We start from the raw sequence: 19,049 nt of genomic DNA on the forward strand, positions 1-19,049 counted from the left end.
GATGCCATTCATACAAAAAGTACTCTAACCTTTAATGTTTTTAAATTCTCCCATAAAATGAGCCACACTTATTTAATCATGGAGTTTGCCAACGGTTTAATAGGCATGATTAAAGTGGCTTACAACAATTCGAAGGATCACCAGCCGCCTTCTTCAAAAGCTGTGCCTGGCAATGGTAAATTCTCCGGTCCGGTTGAAGTCAGCTTTGAAACGAGTGAGGCATCAAATATTTACTATACACTCGACGGCAGCCGTCCAACTTTTGAATCCGAAAAAATCAAGTTAAGTGGAATCCGTGAAGATGCGGAAACGTTGAAGGTTGATAAAACCACTACTATCAATTGGTTTGCGGTTGATGCAGCCGGAAACATTGAAAAAAATTACAATCCACTTAGTAAAGGAAATAACTTTAACTCTGTAACTTTAACAATTAAGTAATAATAATTTGGAGGTTGGCCTTTTGTGGTCAACCTTTTTATCATATCAAAAAAGTAAAAATCCCGGTTCTCAGCTGAACCGGGCTTTTACATAAACGATAACGTTTTATTTTTCAAAAATTGCATTTGATAATAGACGGAATAGGTAATCCGTGTGATCACGGAAGCCTGCTTCTAATCCGATTAAGGTAACGTCTTTATTTTTCTCTTTTACCATTATTGCCTGTCCTTTTGCATCACTATTGTTTTTCCAGTGTCCTGCCATAAAGAAATCTTCAGAGTCTAGAGTTGCCGCAACTTCATCATTATCGGTTCCTGTATACCAGACTGGACGATATACGAAACCAAGGTCATTCTTTTCATAACCAGCAGTTAAGCCAGTACCTTCGTAATTTACTTTAACAATACCATTATAGTTAGATCCGCCAACTTTAATAGTATCGTCAGTGAGGCCGAGTGTTTTCGTTGCATTTGAGGCTCCTGCACCTACAGCAATATATTTTCCACCCTTGCTTAGAAATTCGGAAACATTAGCCTTGAATGAAGCAAACTGATCATCACTTTTGAAACCAAATTCTTTGTTGGCTGCATTTAATTTGCCTGGGAGGGAAATAAGGCTCTCTGTGCCGCTATATACAAAAACATCGAAGCCATTCAAGCCATTTTCTGCAACCTCAACAGGTGTGACCTCTGTCACCTGGAAGCCAAGCCGTTTCAATGCAAGCTTTGTTCCGCTGTGGGATTGTTGTTTCCCCATCCCGCCGTCTTTCAAAATGGCTACTTTTAAATTATTAAGTGTGGCTGCATCCGCAGGAATAGCAGCTGTTAATCCCACCTGCAAGCCTGATGCTTTAACCGCGGCAGAGATTTGATTTGCTGCAGCTTCTGTGTAGAAATTACCGTGTTGGTCACGTTTTACAGCAACACCTTGTTGAAGCAAGGTATTTACTAGATTAACAGCTTTTACGGAGCTATTCGGAATTAGATATGGTCCTTTACCGGTAACAGCACCTTGTTCTGTCACCTGATTTACTTTGGTTGATGTCACATCCACTGAATTTTGCGTTGGTACTGCTTCAAAGCCCCAAAGTTCTGGCAGGCTCCATGCAGAGATATCATACATAGCTGGTGTATCATCCGTAATATCTTCCCCATCCCACAGCATTGTATTGGCCAACCCAGCTTTTGCCTGATCCATTTTTACAATATACGTTCCTTTAGGATAAGTTTTTCCATCAGCTTTAAACGCTTTTGCAGCTTGGACCACTTCGATATCGTTGTTTAGTAAGTGATTAACAGCTTTATCTGTTACCGTAGGGTCCTTTTCATCAACAGGCAGGATATAAGCTTTCGGGAAGAATCCATCTGGATGGAAAGGATGGTCAAAATTGATTCCGCGTTTAAACATTTCAATTTGATCCGCTATCATTGCTTGTTTATTTGCAGTAGCAAACTTTAGAGCACCCATAATGGCATTATACTGCCAGCGGACACCATCCAAGTCATTTGTTGGCGCTTCTAATGTATGACCATATGCACCATGGTACATTGCATACATTGGTGTAAAGATTGGCGGATAATCATCCCAGCCAGCAGCATCATCACGTTGTGGAACGTAAACACCTTCCATGCTATTATAGAGATTCCCTGAAAAATCTTTTTTATCTGCCATGATATTGGCTTCCATTGCCTCAGCCTGCTGATAAGCCCACTTGTTATATAGATCGTACTCATAGTTTGGATTATGCGGCGGTGTACAAGGCTCAATTAATCCCTGACGGTTTGGTGCGTAATTCTTTACATATCCATGGGTATCTAGGAATACCATCGGATTCCATTCTTTAATAAGCCCTACCGTTTCCTTCGTTTCGGGCTGTGACTGTGTGATAAAGTCACGGTTCAAGTCAATTCCTTCACCATTGAAACGAGTGGCATTAACACGTCCATCAGGGTTTTGCACAACATTAAAAATGAGAATGTTATTTTCCAAAATTCCCTTTGTTTCCTGGTCATTTTGTGTGGCAAAACGATCTATTAATTGCAGAACCGCATCGCTTCCTACAAATTCAGTCCCATGAATGGAGCCATTAATCATAATAGGAACTTTAAAGTCTGGATTTGCCGCAATCCAATCCTGAGCCTTTCCTGGATTTTTAAACATCTGCTTTCTTAGAGCTTGGATTTTGCCAAACTTACCCTGTGTAGTTGGATCGGCAATCGTGACAACATATAGTGGAAGGCCATCCGCTGACTTTCCACGGACTTCAACTTTCATTCTATTAGATTGTTTTGCAATTTCATTTAATTTTGTACCAATTTGTGAGAACTTCACAAAATCATAGTTCTCACTATTAAACTTGCTGCCATCCTGTTCTTCGTATGTATTAACGTTTGTCCATTTTGAGCCCTCAGCAAAACCTGTTGACCACGGAACCATTGAAATTAAACTAACAGCCAAAAAACTGGCAGCAGCTTTTTTCTTAGTGTTTTTCTTCATGATTAACCCCCCATATATGTATTTTTATAACTAAGAATGTATTTTAATTACCTGTATTATTATAGTAATAATCCCAAAATATAGCATCCTACTAACCACCTGTACAAATAAGGGAAATTTTTAGGCACAAGGACATATATAAATATACAATCATCAAGTCAATTGAAAAGAAATACCACGTCCACCGTATACACACAAATGTCCACAAATGGTGCCTGACACCACTTTAAAAGGAATATTTTCAAAGCAGGCGAATATAAACAGTAGGGAATCTATATGGACATTTAATCATTTGAAGGGAGATTGTTTATGAATCAAATCATTTTTGGAAACTTGGGGGAGACGAGGAAGCAATTATTAGATGAAATTACTACATTAAGTTTTGAAGAATTGAATACTGTTTTACGAAGTGATGCGTGGAGTGTGGCTCAAGTATGCCATCACCTTTATTTGGCGGAAAAATCATTTGTACATGGGATTAATTATGCTCTGAAACAAAAGGACAGCCCAAAGGTTGAACCAAACTTAATCGATCGTATCTCCGACCGTACAAAGAAAGTTGACGCGCCAAGTTTTGTCATACCTAGTGAAGAACCCTTTGAAATTCACCACATCCTCAATATGCTTAAGGAATCGAGAACGATGCTGCTTAACGTTTTAAATAAGATTGAAAACGATTCCATTTTGCGTGATAAATCAGCAAAACATCCTCTCTTTGGCGAACTCCCCCTTATTCAATGGATTGAACTTATCTATTTACATGAACAGAGGCACATCGAACAAATCAACGAAATCAAATCGCAAATTCTTTGATTTAATGGTGTCAGGCTGCACGACTATAAATTCCTTCCCATATGATAGGAATAAGAATCGAAACAAAACTTTCTTATTGGAAGGGAAAGATGTGGTGCTTTAAATGAAAAAATCCCAAGCTTATCATTATTCGTTTCAAAATCTTCAGGAGAATGGGATGTCGTTTGAACAGGTCTTTGAACGGATTGTCGAGTTCATGAAGATAAATCCAAATGGGAACTACCGCTTAATGGTCGGCACAGATTCACAGGTTCATAGATCCACGACCATATTTATTACGGGCATTGTGATTCAAAATGAGGGACATGGCGTTTGGGCGTGCATTAGAAAGGTAATTGTCCCAAGGAAAATGACGCATTTACATGAGAGGATTTCCCTCGAGCTTTCGTTAACAGAAGAGATTGTGTCCATGTTCACGGATGATAGAAAAACTGAATTGATTAACATTGTTCTCCCCTATCTTTATCAAGGGGCTACATTTACAATAGAAGGTCATATCGATATCGGTGCCGGCAAACGCAATAAGACCAGTGAATTTGTAAAAGAAATGGTCACGCGCATCGAATCTATGGGAGTTGAACCCAAAATCAAACCGGACGCCTTCGTCGCCTCCAGCTATGCCAATAGGTACACTAAATAAGGTGTCAGGCACCGCAGATGGACATTTGTCCACGGGCGGTGCCTGACACCCTTTATTATATACACTCTAATTCTACTTTAACTATAGTGCCAACACCTGGCTGGCTTTCGATTTTCATTATACCGTTATGTTCCTGTATAATTTTGTTGCTGACAGTTAGTCCAAGTCCAATTCCTTTATCCTTTGTGGTATAAAATGGAGTTCCTAGAAAACCCATGAGCTCTGTATCGATCCCTATACCTTCATCCCTAAAACTAACAAGTACCCTTTTGTTCTCTATTTTTTGGATATTAATATGTACATTCCCGCCGTTTGGCATCGACTCAATAGCATTCTTAAGGAAATTGACAAACACCTGCTTTAATTGGTGCGGACTGCAAAGTAACTCAATATCACCCAATAGATACGCCCTCTTGATTTGAACATTATGTAGTAACGCCTGCGGATGTAGAACATTAATCGTACTATCTAATATCCCTATTAAATTTTCCTTCTCAAATTGAATGGCCTGCGGTTTTGCTAAGGACATAAACTCATTTACAATCATATCAATTCGGTCTAGTTCGTTCATAATAATAGATAAGTAGTTATCTTGTTTACCCTTCTCACTCGTACTTTTCAATAGTTTTGAAAAGCCCTTTAATGAGGTTAAAGGATTGCGAATTTCATGCGCCACGCCTGCAGCCAGCTGGCCAATGATTGATAGTCGGTCTAAATTGCGAAGAGCATCGTCGTTTTTTACCCTGTCTGTTATATTCCTTCCAACTGCCACAAATGAATCAATTTCTTTTTGCTCGTTATAAATCGGTGAAATATTAGTTTCAGAATAGATTACATCGTTATCAACGGTTTTAATCCTAATTTGAAACAGCTGTGGTTCTCCAGTATCAATTAAGTTTTGAACTACGGTGTCAAAATATTCTTTATCCTCAGGAAAGATAATATCATAGACATTTTTACCAACTAATTGCTCTGGAGTATACCCAATCCCTTTCTCATGAGATGGAGAAGCATATAGAATCTTTTTATCTTTCGTATAAACCTTGATCATATCAGAGGTGTTTTCAGTAATTAGTTCATATAGCTCCCGTGTTCTTTTTAATTCCCTTTCAGTATTCAGGTGCCCTGTAATATCACGGTAAATGGCCATTATGGCGATAATATCTCCATTAGAGTTTCGGAAAGGAGAATAGGATACAGCGATATCAAGAACGGTTCCATCTTTATGGAAACGCTGTGTTACTATATCATGAAAAGCTTTTCCCCGTTTGACGGCCTCTATTATTTCGATCACTATTTCAGGATTCGGGAATTCAGTAAATCTCTTCCCAATGATATCTTCCTCGGTATAACCAAATATTTTAGTATACATCCGGTTTATTCGAATAAAACGATTGTCCATATCGACTAAACAAATTCCATCGACTGTACAATCTAGAAAAAGATCGATTAACTCATCAGGATTATAGATGACAGATTCATTTGCTTCACCAAATATCTGAAAACTCTTCGACATAGAGATCTCCCCAAACAATCAATTATTCTCATTCATCATATCCATTTTACAGAATAATACGATAAAGAAAAGAGAAATTTTTGAATATTATTATCTATGGTGTCAGGCACCACAAAAGGACATTCATCCAATTTTGTCCACTGCAGGCGGACAGTTTGTTGTTTTTGTTTTGTTTTTGGGAATTTTATTTTTGTTTGAGAAAGAGGCGGTTTCTATAGGAAAGGAAACTGGCCTCATTCTTTTTTTAGTATTGGGGGTACTTGAAGGTATGTTACCATCCGCCAAATCCACTCGAACGGGCCGAATCGAAAGAAGCGGAGCCATAAAGTGCTGAAAATCAACTGGATAATATAAATGGCCATACATAGAAAAAAGGACTGGACATATGTGATTCGGTTAAATAAATTAAGGGCCTCCCCTGCTAGCAAAATTAGGCCTGTTTGCGAAACATAGTTCGTCAGTGCCATCCTGCCATAGCTTTTCAAAGGAGAGAGAACCTTTCGCACAATTGGAATTTGCAATAACAAAATGAATAGCCCAATATAAAAAGCTGAGACAATTGGACCAATTGTAATTCCAATATTGAAGAACCTTTGCACCTCAGGGTCATTCTCAGCCCCCATTACCGGCAAATTCTGATACTGATAGATCAATCCCAATCCACTTAATACAGTCATAATACTTGTAAAAGTAACAATTGTTTTCAAACGATTAGAAATCCTTTCAAACACCTGAAACTGTCCGGCAGCAATTCCTAATAGCATAAGTGGTACAACCATAAAGATTTTGTTCGAAAAAAAACTTAATACAATCAGCATGACAGTTCCGAACACAAGGTTAACGATTTTATTTGCTTTATAAAAAGGCAATATAAAAAGACCGCAAATAGCATAAATCGATAAAGCTTCCCCCTGCTGAAACTGGACATGAATTAAACCAAAAATAAACAAAATCAATATCCTTCGTAAAAACAAAATATGGCCCTTTTTTCCTTTTGCATTGGCTCGGCTGATAAAAAGATAAAACCCGACACCAAACAAAAAAGTAAAGATGGTGTAAAAACGGCCCTCCACAAACAAATAGAGAAATCTCCAATAAGAAGCATCCAGTGAACCAGGTTCCGGCGGTGCTACTGAAAGCAAAGGAATAATATTGACGAGGATAATTCCCATAAGGGCAAAGCCTCGTAAATAATCAAGTGTATCAATCCGATTACTTATATCCATCGCATTCCTTCCTAAACGGTATCTGACACCCATAATCGTTCAACTGTCACTTCATCATTTTCTAAAAACTGCAGAAGAAACACGTCTGGGTTACTCAAATTTCGCCATTCCTCAAACCCAAAGCCTGACTGGAAGTTCTTTAAGAGTAACGACATTAAATTCCCATGTGTCACGATAAGCGTGTTTTCCACATCACTTTGCACAACTTCCTTAACCACACTTACAACACGGTTCATCGCTTCTCCGCTAGACTCCCCGCCATCAAATTTCAACTCTAGATCATCAAAGGTTTCCTTTAGCTTTTCAAGCCAATCAGGTAAATATTGGGTACTCAATATCCTCTCAGATAACCGTTCATCGAGCTCAACCATCATATCTTTCTGCTCTGCCAAAGGCTGTATCGATTGAATAGCCCGAACAAATGGACTCGATATGATTCTTTCAATATCTTTATTTGAAAGAAATCTCGCTAATGTCTCAGCCTGTTGCCCCCCTTTAGATGTTAACCGCGCCTCCAGCTGCTGTTCCTCTGCCTCACAATGCCTAATGACATAAATTCTTTTCATTCCAAATCCCCCCAAAACATGTCATCCCATTTTTAATATTCCAACCGATAGATTAAAAATCTCTCATTGGGATTATGTTCATAAACATGAGGCAATTTAATTTCCAATATCATTTCAAAAGCCGTCTGGTTTTCTAAAAAATATATATAATCCTCAGAAGGATAATATAATACTATTTCCACATCACGCACTGCGTCTTCCACAGACCGTAAAATATTGTTGATAATATTCCGGAAAACTTGAATCGAAAACGGATTAAAAAAATAAAACCGATTTTCTAGTGGTTTAATCTGATATTCCTCAGCTAGGCAGCAAACAAAGTGAATATGATCGATACCGTTATGTTTCCTTGCATAACTTTTTCGATTTTCAATTGCATCTTTAAAAAGTGATTCGTCTAACTCCACCCCGAGGACATGGGCATGAAATAAATAATGTATGTAAAAATTCAAACGACCTTTTCCACTGCCAAAGTCCACAATATAATCGCTGCTTTTTAATTTGTAATGTTGAAAAAGCACCTCTAATGCACTATAGGGAGTTGGTTCATAACGATGATAATGCAAGGATTTGTGGACATCCTTTGGATATCCCTTTGTTTTAATATTAAACAATTTGTCGTAATAATGTTCTTTCATAGTTGACTCCTGTGTATGCATGATTAGGCAGATTGCTGTGGTAATGGATGTTACTTATTTTTTACACGTATGGCATTCGATGAAACTGAAGCCGAAGAAAGCTTAACGGATAATGGGAAGGCGCAAAGAAGCAGGATAATGATAAAACCAATAACTCCAGCCCAGCCATATTGTGCCCAGAAAAATCCTCCGGCCGCCCCTGCTATACTTGAGCCACTGTAGTAAAAAAATAAATATAGCGAGGAAGCCTGAGCTTTTTCCGTTTTCGCTCTTTGCCCTACCCAGCTTGAGGCAATTGAATGTGAGCCGAAAAAGCCAAAGGTAAAAGCGGCAATCCCGAATATTTTTAATACTAACGGTTCACCTAAGGTTAATACCGCTCCAAAAAGCATAATCAAAAGTCCAATCCAAAGGACTTTTCGGCGCCCTAGCGAATCAGATAATCGTCCCATCCAAGTTGAACTGAAGGTACCTGTTAAATAAACGATAAAAATCCATCCGATAATGGTCTGGCTTAACTGATAAGGCGGCTCCAGCAATTGAAAGCCAATATAATTAAATAAGGTAACAAAGCTTCCCATTAAGATAAACGCAATTCCAAATAAACATAGTAAAGCTGGATCCCTCAAATGACGGAACAAAGAAACAAATAACCCTTTTAAATTCAAGGGTTTTGGTTTAAAGTTTCGTGATTCCGGCAAATTCAGCCAAAACCAGATACTTAACAATAGGCTGATAACACCGATGCTGCCCATGGCAATCCGCCACGAAAAAAAGTCCGTAACTGAGCCTGTAATAATTCTCCCAGCCATTCCTCCGATAGAATTGCCGCTTATATAAAGTCCCATTGCCACTCCCAAACTATTTGGTTCGACCTCTTCTCCGAGATAGGCCATCGCAATGGCGGGAAGGCCCGCAAGAACAACTCCTTGTAGTACACGGAATGCCAGTAATGACCCAAAATCAGGGCTAAAAGCCGTAACAATAACAATAAGTGAGGATAAAATTAATGAAGCCGCCATGATAATTTTTCGTCCCCATGCCTCAGAAAATGAACTGGTAACCAGCATGAATATGGCGAGAGTAAACGTAGTGACTGATAACGTTAGACTCCCCGTAGCAGCACGCACACCAAACTCTTTTGAGAAAATCGGCATAAGCGGCTGTACGTCATAAAGAATGGAAAATGTAACAAAGCCCCCTGCAAAAAGGGCAAGATTTGCTTTACGAAATGCGGTTGTCCCTTGTTGAAGCTTTCCCAAAGAAATCCTTCTCTCATTTTATTTATTCCTTTATCACTTTACTCTTCAATGAGATAAAATTCAATGAATTAGGAACCACCCTGAGTCAATGTTACAAAAGAAAAAACGGCATGATTCCACTGTTGGAGTCATGCCGTTATTATTTATAAAGAAGAAATCTGGCGGATAGCCAATTCATCCTTGATTACCTGCGCTGGATACTGATAAACAGATGGACTTCGCAAACAAAGCTTTTCCCAGGCATCTACACAAATCGGATCAAAATGGGTGCCCTTGTTTTCGATTAAAAGTTTCATCGCTTCCGAATGGGGCCAGGCTTTACGGTAAGAACGTTCTGACGTGAGAGCATCATAAACATCAGCAACAGCCATAATTCTAGCAAAGAAGGGTATGTCTTCGCCTTTTAATCGGTCCGGATAACCGCTGCCATCCCATTTTTCATGATGGGAGCGGATAATTCCCAGCTCTTCCATCATAAAGCCAAGCTCCCTGCAAATCTCGTAGCCATCTAAAGGGTGCTTTTCGATAATAGCCCTTTCGTCTGGCTCTAGCTTTCCTGGTTTATTTAAAATCGCATCGGGGACACTAATTTTTCCGACATCATGAACAAGCCCTCCCTGAACAATCGCGCGCAGCTGTTCCGGGTTCAATCCAAGTTCTTCTGCAAGTTGCAGCGCATACAAGGTAACCCTGAAGGTATGGCCTACTGTATAGAGATCCTTTTTTTCAGTAGCATTCACTAAAGCTTTGACACTTTGTCCAATACTGTTCATCACTCGTTCGAAAGGGTCGGTTGTATAAAGGGAGCGAATCGATTCCGCTAGAGTCCCTTTCACGCCATACTGTTTGATGAGTCCGGTAATCATAACAATCATCGAGGCGAGTAATAAGAAGTGATAAATCCACCAGCTTAGGTTCCATTCCGTCCCTCTTACCATAATAAGCTGCGACGCAATGAACCAGCCGGAACTATATACAATCGATAATTGTAACGGAAATCGTGTAAATAAATAGGATTGATAATAGCGATAAGCTGTCATGCCATTTAATAACAGTATGACAATCGTCAAAATCGCATTTAACGGCATTACATGTAATGGAATAATATGGGTAAGATGAGGATTCAGGATTCCGATGATCGAAAAAGTGACTAGCACTGGCGTCCATAACGGAAGCAGCCATCGCTGCCGTTTTGCTAAAAAAGTTACTAGAGGGTTGTCCGAAGGCAGCGAAGACAACCACATCCAAACCGTTGCCAATAACACGCTTAATTGGGCTGCAATAGCAGGCAAATGGTAGGCATCCAGAAAGAAATCCGGAGTTCCCAATCCATGAATCGAAAACATTATCCCAAGTGAGAAGAAAGAGAGTGATAGAAAACTAACTTTTATATTGCGGATTCTTACACCGGCAATCCCAACAGCAATTGCGATAAAACTTGCCAGAAGGGATACGAGACTGACGATATAAAAATGCCCCCTCGGCACCCGGAGAAATTCATCTTTTAATATGCCTTGATGAAAAGCCTCAAATAATAAGTAGGGAAACGACGCAGCAATCAACGGCCACAAAAAGCTGTAAGACTTCATAACCATCCTCCAAAAACGAGCAGATATTCAATCATATGCTGCAGCACTCCAATTAAAACTAAAACCCAGTCAAATGACTGGGTTTTTTTGAAAATATTCAACTAATTTAACCTTAAAGCACCTTACTTAAAAATGCCTTTGTACGCTCATGCTGAGGGTTACTGAATAGTTCATTTGGTATATTTTCTTCTACAATATATCCCCCATCCATGAAAATGACTCGATCGCCAACCTCTCTGGCAAAGCCCATCTCATGGGTAACAACCACCATGGTCATTCCTTCTTTTGCGAGCTGTTTCATGACTTCCAAAACATCTCCAACCATTTCTGGGTCTAGTGCAGAGGTTGGCTCATCAAATAGCATGATTTTCGGATTCATAGCCAGTGCTCTTGCAATGGCAACACGCTGTTTTTGCCCCCCGGAAAGTTCTCCTGGATAGCTGCTGGCCTTTTCACGCAGGCCTACCTTACCTAATAACTCAATGGCTAATTTTTCCGCTTCTGCTTTCTCAGTTCCGAGGATTTTAATTGGACCCATCGTAATATTTTCTAACACCGATTTATGCGGGAAGAGATTGAACTGCTGAAAAACCATCCCAACCTCTTGCCTTACTTTATTAATATTGATTTTTGAATCCGTGATATCATGTCCGTTAATAACCACCTCGCCGCCTGAAATCTCTTCAAGGCGATTTAAACAGCGGAGGAAGGTACTTTTTCCCGATCCGGAAGGACCGATTACACAAACTACCTCTTTTTCTTTGACTGCGGCATTAATATCTTTTAAAACCTCTACTTTTCCAAACGATTTTCTTAAGTTTTTAACAGTGATAATACTCATCGAAGCTGAATCCTCCTTTCGATGAAATTAGCAAGAATAGTTAATAAATAGATAATGATAAAATAAATCACACCGACAGCCAGCCAAATTTTGAACGCTTCAAAAGTTGCTGAAGCCTGAATTTGTCCTTGCTGTGTTAAATCGGCTATCCCGATAACAGATAAAAGAGACGTATCCTTTAAGCTGATAATAGACTGGTTCGTGATGGTAGGAAGCATTCTCCTAAAAGCCTGCGGAAGCACGACATAGCGCATCGTTTGGGAGGCTGTAAAACCAATCGATCTTGCGGCTTCCGTTTGCCCTTTATCAATTGACTGAATACCAGCGCGAATGATCTCAGCAAAATATGCCCCTGCATTGATGGCAACTGTGATAATCCCAGCCGTTGTACTATTCAATGACACTATATGAAGGGAATTGACACCAAAATAAATAAAGAACAATTGCACAATAAATGGTGTTCCGCGAATCGCGTCAACATATATCTTTGCAATCCAGTTCAAAATCTTTATTGGGGCTAATCGTAATAAGGCCACAACCAAACCAATTAAAAAACCTAGAATAATAGCTATTACAAATATATAGAGGGTTACTTGAAGCCCTTTTAATAATATAGGCAGTGCTGCTGAAATTATATCCATCCTAATCATCCCCTTTCAAAAAGAAAGCGCGCAGGTTCGCGCGCATTAAGTTTGGCTATCTATTATTCACCAAGATAAGTTTTAATGATTTTATCGTAAGTTCCATCTTTCTTCAGCTCAGCAAGACCTTTGTCAATTTTTTTCAAAAGATCTTGATTTTGTCCTTTTAATACGGCAATTCCATATTGGTCTCCATTTAAGCGGTCACCAACGATTTTTAAGCCAAGGTCTTTTTGGGCAATAGCATAAGAGATTACTGGGTAATCTTCAATAAGTGCATCAGCATTTCCGTTTGATACTTCTTGGAACATTGCTGGGCTGTCGTTAAATTGAACAACATTGATTCCTAGCTTAGCTGCATTATCCTGTGCATATTTCGCACCAGTTGTTCCTTTTTTAACTGCAACAGTTTTGCCTTTTAGGTCATCAACAGATTTAATAGTTGAATTATCATTTTTTACAACCACTGTTAGTCCTGCATCAAAATACGGTGTTGAGAAATCGACTACTTTCTTTCTTTCATCCGTAATACTCATACCAGCAATAGCAACATCTAATTGATTCGCTTGCATAGCTGGGATAATTCCGCCGAAATCCATTGGGGAAAGTTCAATTTTAAAGCCTTGGTTTTTCGCAATCGCATTGATTAAATCAATATCAATTCCTTTATAATCGTTACCTTCTTTAAATTCAAACGGAGGATATGTCGTATCGACACCAACTTTATATACTTTGCCGCCGCCTTTTTCTTCTTTTCCACTTTTTGTATCAGTGCTTCCACAAGCAGCAATAAAGATTGATAGAATCAGAAACAAGCTTAATAAACCCAATTTCTTCATTTAAGTCACCCCTATATTTTTTTGATAATTCTTTTTTGCAGAATATATTGAATTTCCCTTACTAATATAGCATAGTTATTAATCTTTTAAAAAGTAAAAATTATTGGAATATAAATTCCTTTTAGTAAATAAATATACTAAGAGCATGCTGTACCATTGTCGCTGCTATATTTTAAGAGGTATTACAAATAGTAATTTGAATACAAAATAAATTTTGAATAATATTGTTAAAACAAAAGCCCTACTACTTTTTAGGTAATAGGGCTTTTGTTTACTTTTTCATTGTCTCATTTCAGATACTGCTTTACATACCACATCGTACATTACTTCCACACCTATTTCCGAAGCCTCAAAGCTATAAGCATTTTCCATACCAATTCCAAGGCTGCCCGCCTCTTTCTCGGTATCAATGTTGGCGCCGAGGAAGATGAATTCCCAATTATACTTCTCCTGTTGGTGTTGGATTAGCTCTTTCACCTTTTTATAGGTGTATTCGCGGCTGGCATTTTCCATCCCGTCAGTTGTAATGACAAAAATGACTTTACCAGGTCTTTGATCCTTGCTCGTGCTGGATAATCGATAACCTACATTCAAAATTGTCTTCCCAACTGCATCCAGCAGTGCGGTGCAGCCTCTAACATAATATTCCTTATCCGTTAATCTCGCTTTTTGGGCATCGATGCCATTCCATAAAATTTCATACTGATCATCGAAAAGCACAGTTGTCACGATAGTTTCGCCTGCCAATTGTCTCTGTTTTTCAATAAAAGCATTAAACCCGCCAATCGTATCACTTTCAAGACCACTCATCGACCCGCTTCGATCCAGCAGGAAAATAATCTCTGTTAAATTCTTGTTCATTTCTATCATCCTTTCAATTTGTTTATACTATAATATTATTTGAGTTCATCCATTATTTGGTCGCTTCATAGGCGACATTTTTGGAGGGGAAGTTATGCTTGATAAGAAGCTTTTAATAGAATTGCAGGAATATGTTGAAGCCCACTTAAACATTGTGGATTTTAAAACAGAAAGTCATATAGAAGGAATTATTTTTTCTGAGGAACTACAAAATAGTGAGATTGAGGATTTTATTAAAATCAAGCGTAAGCCAACCTTTAATCAGACATTGTTCACCCTTATTGATAAAAAAGGAGCTAGTGACTCTGAAGTCTATAAAAAGGCAGGAATTGACCGCAGACATTTCTCCAAAATTCGCTCGAACCCCGAATATCGGCCTGGAAAAAATACCGCGATTGCTTTGGCGCTGGCTCTTGAACTAAATAAAAAAGAAACCGAAAAACTGTTAAGTTCAGCCGGTTTCTCTTTATCTGACAGTGAAACATTTGATTTAGTCATACAATTTTGCATAGAGAAAAAAACATTTGATATTCTTTCGGTTAATCAGGCCTTGGACTACTTCAGTTTGAAACCGTTAGCCGGGGTGGCAGAGTGATGAGCTTGACCCTTATCGTTGACTCCCTAAACTGTCATTTTCCAGTTTGATAAAGTCAGCCAGTTTTCTTGTTCCTTATAATCAGGCATGATCTTTCCAACAAGGCGCCAGAAGGAGCGGTCGTGATTCAGATGGATCATATGACACATTTCGTGCACGACCACATAGTCAATTACCTCCTGCGGTGCCATTGCCAGTCTCCAATTAAAGGTTAACTGATGCCTCGAATCACAGGTTCCCCAGGTAGTTTTGCTATCCGTGATACGAATAGAACGAGGTTTTGTTTTGAAGTGGCTTTGATAAAATGAGATACTCTTCTCTACTAAGGCTTTGCACTGCTGATAATAGAAGCGCCTCAATGCGTGTTTTATTTTCTCATCTTCTAGCTGCGTTACAAATATATGTAACTTATCACCTTCAAACACTACATAGTCATGTTCTATATTGTTCTCACGAAAAATCTGTATTGGATAGTTGTTCCCTAAATAAAGAAAGCTCTCCCCAGGCTCATAGACCTTTTGCTGCGGCCCTTGCAGCCTATCCTTCATTTCTTTTAATTTTTGCTGAATGAGATCCCAATTATCCTCTAATAATTGAAGTGCCCTTTCATCCGGCGTCCCTTTTGGAGCTAGGACTTCAATATTTCCATAACTATCTATCATAATACCTATAGAGGTTCGGTTTTTGTACTTTATCTCAAAACGTATCGTCTTACCAGAGTAGGTATGTATCATAACTTTAATGCCTTATCCCCTGTATTTGATAGCTAGACCTTTTAAGAAATTCCTTGCGAATTTATCGCCGCACTCTTTATAATTTTTATGCCCTTCTTTCCTTAATAAAGCGCCGAGTTCTCCTTTTGACACGGTGATTCCGGCTTTATCGAATATATCCAGCATATCCTCAGTCGTTAAAGATAAAGCTATTTTTACTTTCTTTAACAGGAGATTATTAACGTTTACGCTCTTGGGTGATACTGGTGCGGGTGTTTCAGGCTGTCCTGGTTTGGATTCTTGTTTTCCTCTTTTAGAAATAATAAAGCCATTTAAGAAGGAATCGAACATACTGTTATTACATTTGATTTGATCGTCATTTTCCGGTTCATCATCATCTGATTTTGTAAGAATCTTTATCACTTCTGGAACGGACATTTCCACGCCGCCAAGCTTAAATATTTCAGCCATTTCTTTATTTTTTATTTCCAGCGCATATCTCAAGCGAATTAAAATATCGTTATTATCCACAATAGACCTCCAATTTTAAAATAATGCCTGTCACCAAAGGCAACAGGCACTATTATATCAAGCTATCTTGGTGCAATCCAGCAGCTAAAAGTCGATGCTTATGAAAAAATTCTATTTCGCATTCGCATCCGGCTGATGAATCCCAAATATATTTCCTTCAGTATCTAAATAGTATCCTTGCCATGCCATTCCAGGCAAGGCGTACTTTGCCATCGCTACCTTACCGCCATTCTCTAGAATTTTAGATTCCGTTACATCGTAGTTTTCCACACCCATTGTACAAGCATAACCATTTAGTGATTGATTTGGTTCTGGTGGAGCACTTTGACGCTGCATCAATGCCCCATTGATTCCAAGTTGATTTTCATCACCAGTCACGGCTCCAAAGTAAGGCATACCCGCATACTCACTCCAATCCTGGAATGTCCAGCCGAACACCTCACCGTAAAACTTCTTTGCCCGTTCCATGTCTCCCACATGGATTTCGAAATGAACTAATCTCCCCATGATTACCTCCTATTTTCTATAAAAATTCTCTTAAATCATTCAATGCCCGCTTTCAATTTCCTCTCTATTATCGTGAAAAATTTGTAAAAATATTCAATCCTATTACAACTTAATTATGAATTTAATAATATAATTCTAAAAAACTAGAGTGTAAGTAGCATCACATTTTATTCCAACGAAATTTTCACAACATCATCCAAATATTTCGTTGTATTATATCCATAAATCTCCAGCCTTTTGGGAATCACTTTTTCTCCAGTATTGTTACCCTGTAACAACATACTTTGAACTGTTAAGAATTGACGGGGCAGTTCGATTTCATCATATGGGACAGGCGTATCGTTATCGTATTCAACCCCGTTTTTATCAACGAGCACTCCTTCAGAATTCATCTCCATTGAACTAAGATTATTTTCATCCTCACTCGAAATATTGAAGTTAAGCGCCTCATACGCTCGATTCTGAATTTCATGATTGCTAATGACAACAATGGAAGGCTGTCCTACTTCCACCTTATCGATGGAGATTGTACTGCCAGCATATTCAAAGGTTTGAGGATATTTCTTAGAAGCATCCAGTTCAATGGTTTTTGGATCTTCAAACGTTAAATTAACTGATTCAAATTGAACAGTCATCTCTTTCAGTTTTTCTCCAATAAAAGGGTCAAAGTTTGTTTGGAGAGTAGTCCAATTCATGTCTTGCTGTGAACCCATAAACGAGCTGCCGTACATATCTGCCTTCACTTTTTTATTGTTCACTTCAAGATTGTCAAAATTAAGAACTTCGATCCGCTTCCCAGGCTGTTCATTATTGATAGCATATTGCAGAATCGTCGCTGTTGGAGCAATGATTAGTTTATCAAATCGAACCGGGATCCCCTCGACTTCTGTTTCTTGATCCAATGCATATTCGATCGAAGGCCTTCTTGTTACAGGGATCTCGAAGTTCCACTCCCCTGTTTTATACTCCATGTGCGTCCCCAAACCATTCCGGTCAGAGGAATCACGATTCAATTTCTGAAGTTTTTTTATCTTAAGTTTGATTGTCCCGTTATCCGATTTGAGTGGCAGCAGACCTATCTTTCCATGATATACATTCTTTTCTTTATTATTTTCATCCGATTTAAGGTCAGGAGGATAGAACCTTGGATATGTTTCATTATTCATGATTTCATGTTCGTTCTCCACAGAAAAACCCTCTTGAGGCTCTATCACATATTGATTATCTTTAGCTGTATCTTCTATTTGATAAAAAACAAGTGTCTGAACACCATCAGCAACCGCGCCTTTGATTTTAATTTTCACTCCATTGCTTTCCGCTTCCAAGCTCAGCCTTTCACCCAGGTCCTGTTGCAGAAAGGTACGCAACTCTTGATTTTCTTCAGTCCATGTATAGTAGACTTTGGTAAAATACCCTGTAAAAACTTCTATAGCTATTAATATTGCAAAAAAACTTGCAAAAACGGTTCCCATTTTTGTACGTTTCTTGTTCTTCTGTTGTCTGTTCTTTTCCTTTTCTGCCATCCTAGCTTTAACGTTCTCCATGAAATCGGATGGAACATGGAAATCCTCCATCTTTTCAGTAAGATTTAACATGGTAAACATGGTATCCTGAAAAGTACCCAAATCCTCCTGACAGTCTTGACAATGATAAATATGTATCTCTAAATCAATCCTTTGTTGCCGATCCAGCGTTCTTTCTAAGTAATCGATATAATTCTTATGATACTCCTTACAGCCATTATAGAGTGTTCCATCCCCCATTTCTTTTCTAAGTGACTGGATTCCGGAAAACAAAAGCTCTTTCAGCTTTTCCACTGAAACTTGGAGAAGTTGTGCCGCTTCCTCGTGAGAGATTCCTTTTACATATGTAAGCGCAATTGCTTCTTTTTCGTACCCTTTCAATTGATCAAGTGCTTTTAATAAATCATGTCGTGATTCACTTTCCTCTGAAGCTTGTAAACTTCTATTATTAGAAAGCTCTCTGCAAGCATGAATGAAAATGGATGTAACCCATGTTTCGAATGAAGTTTCTTCTCTTTTAAATCGCGGCAGCTCTTTGTGCACTTTTATAATGGACTGAAAAAAAAGCTCTTCTATTTCCTTCTGATTTTTAAGATAGGACCACCCTAGGATATAGAACGAATGTTTATGCTGTTCGAACCAATCGAAGATGAATTCCAAACCTTTTTCTCTTATCAGAGTGATTGAGATGGAATCTATTTTTTCTGGAATCATAAATATGTTCCCCCCTTATGACTCATTTCTTCCAAACTTTACCTTCATAATAGCATAAAAACTCATCTGCAATTCATTATTGCAAATGAGTTTTCTTTCA

Annotated in this window: 19 protein-coding genes; 4 read left to right on the plus strand and 15 right to left on the minus strand. The window is 38.6% G+C overall.

Annotation, left to right across the window (positions count from 1 at the left end; translation table 11 throughout):
• Positions 1-105 precede the first annotated feature (105 nt).
• Positions 106-438 carry a chitobiase/beta-hexosaminidase C-terminal domain-containing protein gene (locus PH210_RS14050; protein WP_289986281.1) on the plus strand — a complete coding sequence of 111 codons (333 nt, stop codon included), beginning with the start codon at positions 106-108 and terminating at the stop codon, positions 436-438.
• A gap of 105 nt (positions 439-543) precedes the next feature.
• Here PH210_RS14050 and PH210_RS14055 read toward each other — a convergent pair whose 3' ends face one another.
• Positions 544-2,934: a M14 family zinc carboxypeptidase gene (locus PH210_RS14055; protein WP_289986285.1), complete on the minus strand. Its 2,391-nt coding sequence runs from the start codon at positions 2,932-2,934 to the stop codon at positions 544-546.
• Between the two features lie 309 nt (positions 2,935-3,243).
• On the opposite strand from PH210_RS14055, the gene PH210_RS14060 reads away from it, so the two are divergent.
• The gene (locus tag PH210_RS14060; RefSeq protein ID WP_289986288.1) at positions 3,244-3,747 is read left to right on the plus strand and encodes a DinB family protein; all 504 of its coding nucleotides are present in this window, start codon (positions 3,244-3,246) and stop codon (positions 3,745-3,747) included.
• A 103-nt stretch (positions 3,748-3,850) separates the two neighbouring features.
• Complete coding sequence (locus PH210_RS14065) at positions 3,851-4,387, plus strand: ribonuclease H-like YkuK family protein (RefSeq protein ID WP_289986291.1); 537 nt, start codon at positions 3,851-3,853, stop codon at positions 4,385-4,387.
• A 55-nt stretch (positions 4,388-4,442) separates the two neighbouring features.
• On the opposite strand, the gene PH210_RS14070 is transcribed toward PH210_RS14065, so the two are convergent.
• The 10 genes from PH210_RS14070 to PH210_RS14115 all read right to left on the minus strand — a co-directional run bounded on the left by PH210_RS14070 (position 4,443) and on the right by PH210_RS14115 (position 14,366).
• The gene (locus PH210_RS14070; protein WP_289986294.1) at positions 4,443-5,903 is read right to left on the minus strand and encodes a PAS domain-containing sensor histidine kinase; all 1,461 of its coding nucleotides are present in this window, start codon (positions 5,901-5,903) and stop codon (positions 4,443-4,445) included.
• Between the two features lie 233 nt (positions 5,904-6,136).
• Positions 6,137-7,162, minus strand: a complete 1,026-nt coding sequence (locus tag PH210_RS14075) for a DUF418 domain-containing protein (RefSeq protein ID WP_483312115.1) — start codon at positions 7,160-7,162, stop codon at positions 6,137-6,139.
• Positions 7,141-7,695 carry a histidine phosphatase family protein gene (locus PH210_RS14080; RefSeq protein ID WP_289986298.1) on the minus strand — a complete coding sequence of 185 codons (555 nt, stop codon included), beginning with the start codon at positions 7,693-7,695 and terminating at the stop codon, positions 7,141-7,143. The genes PH210_RS14075 and PH210_RS14080 overlap by 22 nt, the downstream gene beginning before the upstream one ends.
• Positions 7,696-7,727: 32 nt before the next feature.
• Complete coding sequence (locus PH210_RS14085) at positions 7,728-8,333, minus strand: class I SAM-dependent methyltransferase (RefSeq protein WP_289986299.1); 606 nt, start codon at positions 8,331-8,333, stop codon at positions 7,728-7,730.
• A 50-nt stretch (positions 8,334-8,383) separates the two neighbouring features.
• Positions 8,384-9,595, minus strand: coding sequence for an MFS transporter (locus tag PH210_RS14090; RefSeq protein WP_289986300.1), 1,212 nt, complete (start codon positions 9,593-9,595; stop codon positions 8,384-8,386).
• Between the two features lie 143 nt (positions 9,596-9,738).
• The gene (locus tag PH210_RS14095; protein ID WP_289986301.1) at positions 9,739-11,184 is read right to left on the minus strand and encodes an HD-GYP domain-containing protein; all 1,446 of its coding nucleotides are present in this window, start codon (positions 11,182-11,184) and stop codon (positions 9,739-9,741) included.
• A gap of 112 nt (positions 11,185-11,296) precedes the next feature.
• The gene (locus tag PH210_RS14100; protein WP_289986302.1) at positions 11,297-12,025 is read right to left on the minus strand and encodes an amino acid ABC transporter ATP-binding protein; all 729 of its coding nucleotides are present in this window, start codon (positions 12,023-12,025) and stop codon (positions 11,297-11,299) included.
• A complete protein-coding gene (locus tag PH210_RS14105; RefSeq protein WP_289986307.1) occupies positions 12,022-12,666 on the minus strand; it encodes an amino acid ABC transporter permease in 645 nt (214 codons plus the stop codon). The genes PH210_RS14100 and PH210_RS14105 overlap by 4 nt, the downstream gene beginning before the upstream one ends.
• A 62-nt stretch (positions 12,667-12,728) precedes the next feature.
• Positions 12,729-13,505 carry a transporter substrate-binding domain-containing protein gene (locus tag PH210_RS14110; RefSeq protein WP_289986308.1) on the minus strand — a complete coding sequence of 259 codons (777 nt, stop codon included), beginning with the start codon at positions 13,503-13,505 and terminating at the stop codon, positions 12,729-12,731.
• Between the two features lie 279 nt (positions 13,506-13,784).
• Complete coding sequence (locus PH210_RS14115) at positions 13,785-14,366, minus strand: vWA domain-containing protein (protein WP_289986311.1); 582 nt, start codon at positions 14,364-14,366, stop codon at positions 13,785-13,787.
• 94 nt (positions 14,367-14,460) lie between these two features.
• Here PH210_RS14115 and PH210_RS14120 point away from each other — a divergent pair, with 94 nt between their 5' ends.
• Complete coding sequence (locus PH210_RS14120; RefSeq protein WP_289986313.1) at positions 14,461-14,961, plus strand: hypothetical protein; 501 nt, start codon at positions 14,461-14,463, stop codon at positions 14,959-14,961.
• 26 nt (positions 14,962-14,987) lie between these two features.
• Here PH210_RS14120 and PH210_RS14125 read toward each other — a convergent pair whose 3' ends face one another.
• The 4 genes from PH210_RS14125 to PH210_RS14140 form a co-directional block, all read right to left on the minus strand.
• Positions 14,988-15,695 (minus strand): M48 family metallopeptidase, encoded by a 708-nt coding sequence (locus tag PH210_RS14125; protein WP_289986316.1) that lies wholly within the window; start codon positions 15,693-15,695, stop codon positions 14,988-14,990.
• A gap of 12 nt (positions 15,696-15,707) precedes the next feature.
• On the minus strand, positions 15,708-16,205 hold the full coding sequence (locus PH210_RS14130) for a YehS family protein (RefSeq protein WP_289986318.1): 498 nt from the start codon (positions 16,203-16,205) through the stop codon (positions 15,708-15,710).
• A gap of 111 nt (positions 16,206-16,316) precedes the next feature.
• Positions 16,317-16,712 carry a VOC family protein gene (locus PH210_RS14135; protein WP_289986320.1) on the minus strand — a complete coding sequence of 132 codons (396 nt, stop codon included), beginning with the start codon at positions 16,710-16,712 and terminating at the stop codon, positions 16,317-16,319.
• A 167-nt stretch (positions 16,713-16,879) separates the two neighbouring features.
• Entirely contained in the window at positions 16,880-18,949 is a 2,070-nt protein-coding gene (locus PH210_RS14140; RefSeq protein ID WP_289986321.1) for a sigma-70 family RNA polymerase sigma factor, read from the minus strand.
• Positions 18,950-19,049: the final 100 nt, after the last annotated feature.

Source organism: Paenibacillus sp. BSR1-1, assembly GCF_030403775.1.
GTDB lineage: Bacteria > Bacillota > Bacilli > Bacillales > Cytobacillaceae > Neobacillus.

What these genes read in the sequence shown, in the direction of transcription:
- PH210_RS14050 (WP_289986281.1), top strand. Translation starts at nt 106, where the DNA reads ATGATTAAAGTGGCTTACAACAATTCGAAGGATCACCAGCCGCCTTCT.
- PH210_RS14055 (WP_289986285.1), bottom strand. Translation starts at nt 2,934, where the DNA reads ATGAAGAAAAACACTAAGAAAAAAGCTGCTGCCAGTTTTTTGGCTGTT.
- PH210_RS14060 (WP_289986288.1), top strand. Translation starts at nt 3,244, where the DNA reads ATGAATCAAATCATTTTTGGAAACTTGGGGGAGACGAGGAAGCAATTA.
- PH210_RS14065 (WP_289986291.1), top strand. Translation starts at nt 3,851, where the DNA reads ATGAAAAAATCCCAAGCTTATCATTATTCGTTTCAAAATCTTCAGGAG.
- PH210_RS14070 (WP_289986294.1), bottom strand. Translation starts at nt 5,903, where the DNA reads ATGTCGAAGAGTTTTCAGATATTTGGTGAAGCAAATGAATCTGTCATC.
- PH210_RS14075 (WP_483312115.1), bottom strand. Translation starts at nt 7,162, where the DNA reads ATGGGTGTCAGATACCGTTTAGGAAGGAATGCGATGGATATAAGTAAT.
- PH210_RS14080 (WP_289986298.1), bottom strand. Translation starts at nt 7,695, where the DNA reads ATGAAAAGAATTTATGTCATTAGGCATTGTGAGGCAGAGGAACAGCAG.
- PH210_RS14085 (WP_289986299.1), bottom strand. Translation starts at nt 8,333, where the DNA reads ATGAAAGAACATTATTACGACAAATTGTTTAATATTAAAACAAAGGGA.
- PH210_RS14095 (WP_289986301.1), bottom strand. Translation starts at nt 11,184, where the DNA reads ATGAAGTCTTACAGCTTTTTGTGGCCGTTGATTGCTGCGTCGTTTCCC.
- PH210_RS14100 (WP_289986302.1), bottom strand. Translation starts at nt 12,025, where the DNA reads ATGAGTATTATCACTGTTAAAAACTTAAGAAAATCGTTTGGAAAAGTA.
- PH210_RS14105 (WP_289986307.1), bottom strand. Translation starts at nt 12,666, where the DNA reads ATGGATATAATTTCAGCAGCACTGCCTATATTATTAAAAGGGCTTCAA.
- PH210_RS14110 (WP_289986308.1), bottom strand. Translation starts at nt 13,505, where the DNA reads ATGAAGAAATTGGGTTTATTAAGCTTGTTTCTGATTCTATCAATCTTT.
- PH210_RS14115 (WP_289986311.1), bottom strand. Translation starts at nt 14,366, where the DNA reads ATGAACAAGAATTTAACAGAGATTATTTTCCTGCTGGATCGAAGCGGG.
- PH210_RS14120 (WP_289986313.1), top strand. Translation starts at nt 14,461, where the DNA reads ATGCTTGATAAGAAGCTTTTAATAGAATTGCAGGAATATGTTGAAGCC.
- PH210_RS14125 (WP_289986316.1), bottom strand. Translation starts at nt 15,695, where the DNA reads ATGATACATACCTACTCTGGTAAGACGATACGTTTTGAGATAAAGTAC.
- PH210_RS14135 (WP_289986320.1), bottom strand. Translation starts at nt 16,712, where the DNA reads ATGGGGAGATTAGTTCATTTCGAAATCCATGTGGGAGACATGGAACGG.
- PH210_RS14140 (WP_289986321.1), bottom strand. Translation starts at nt 18,949, where the DNA reads ATGATTCCAGAAAAAATAGATTCCATCTCAATCACTCTGATAAGAGAA.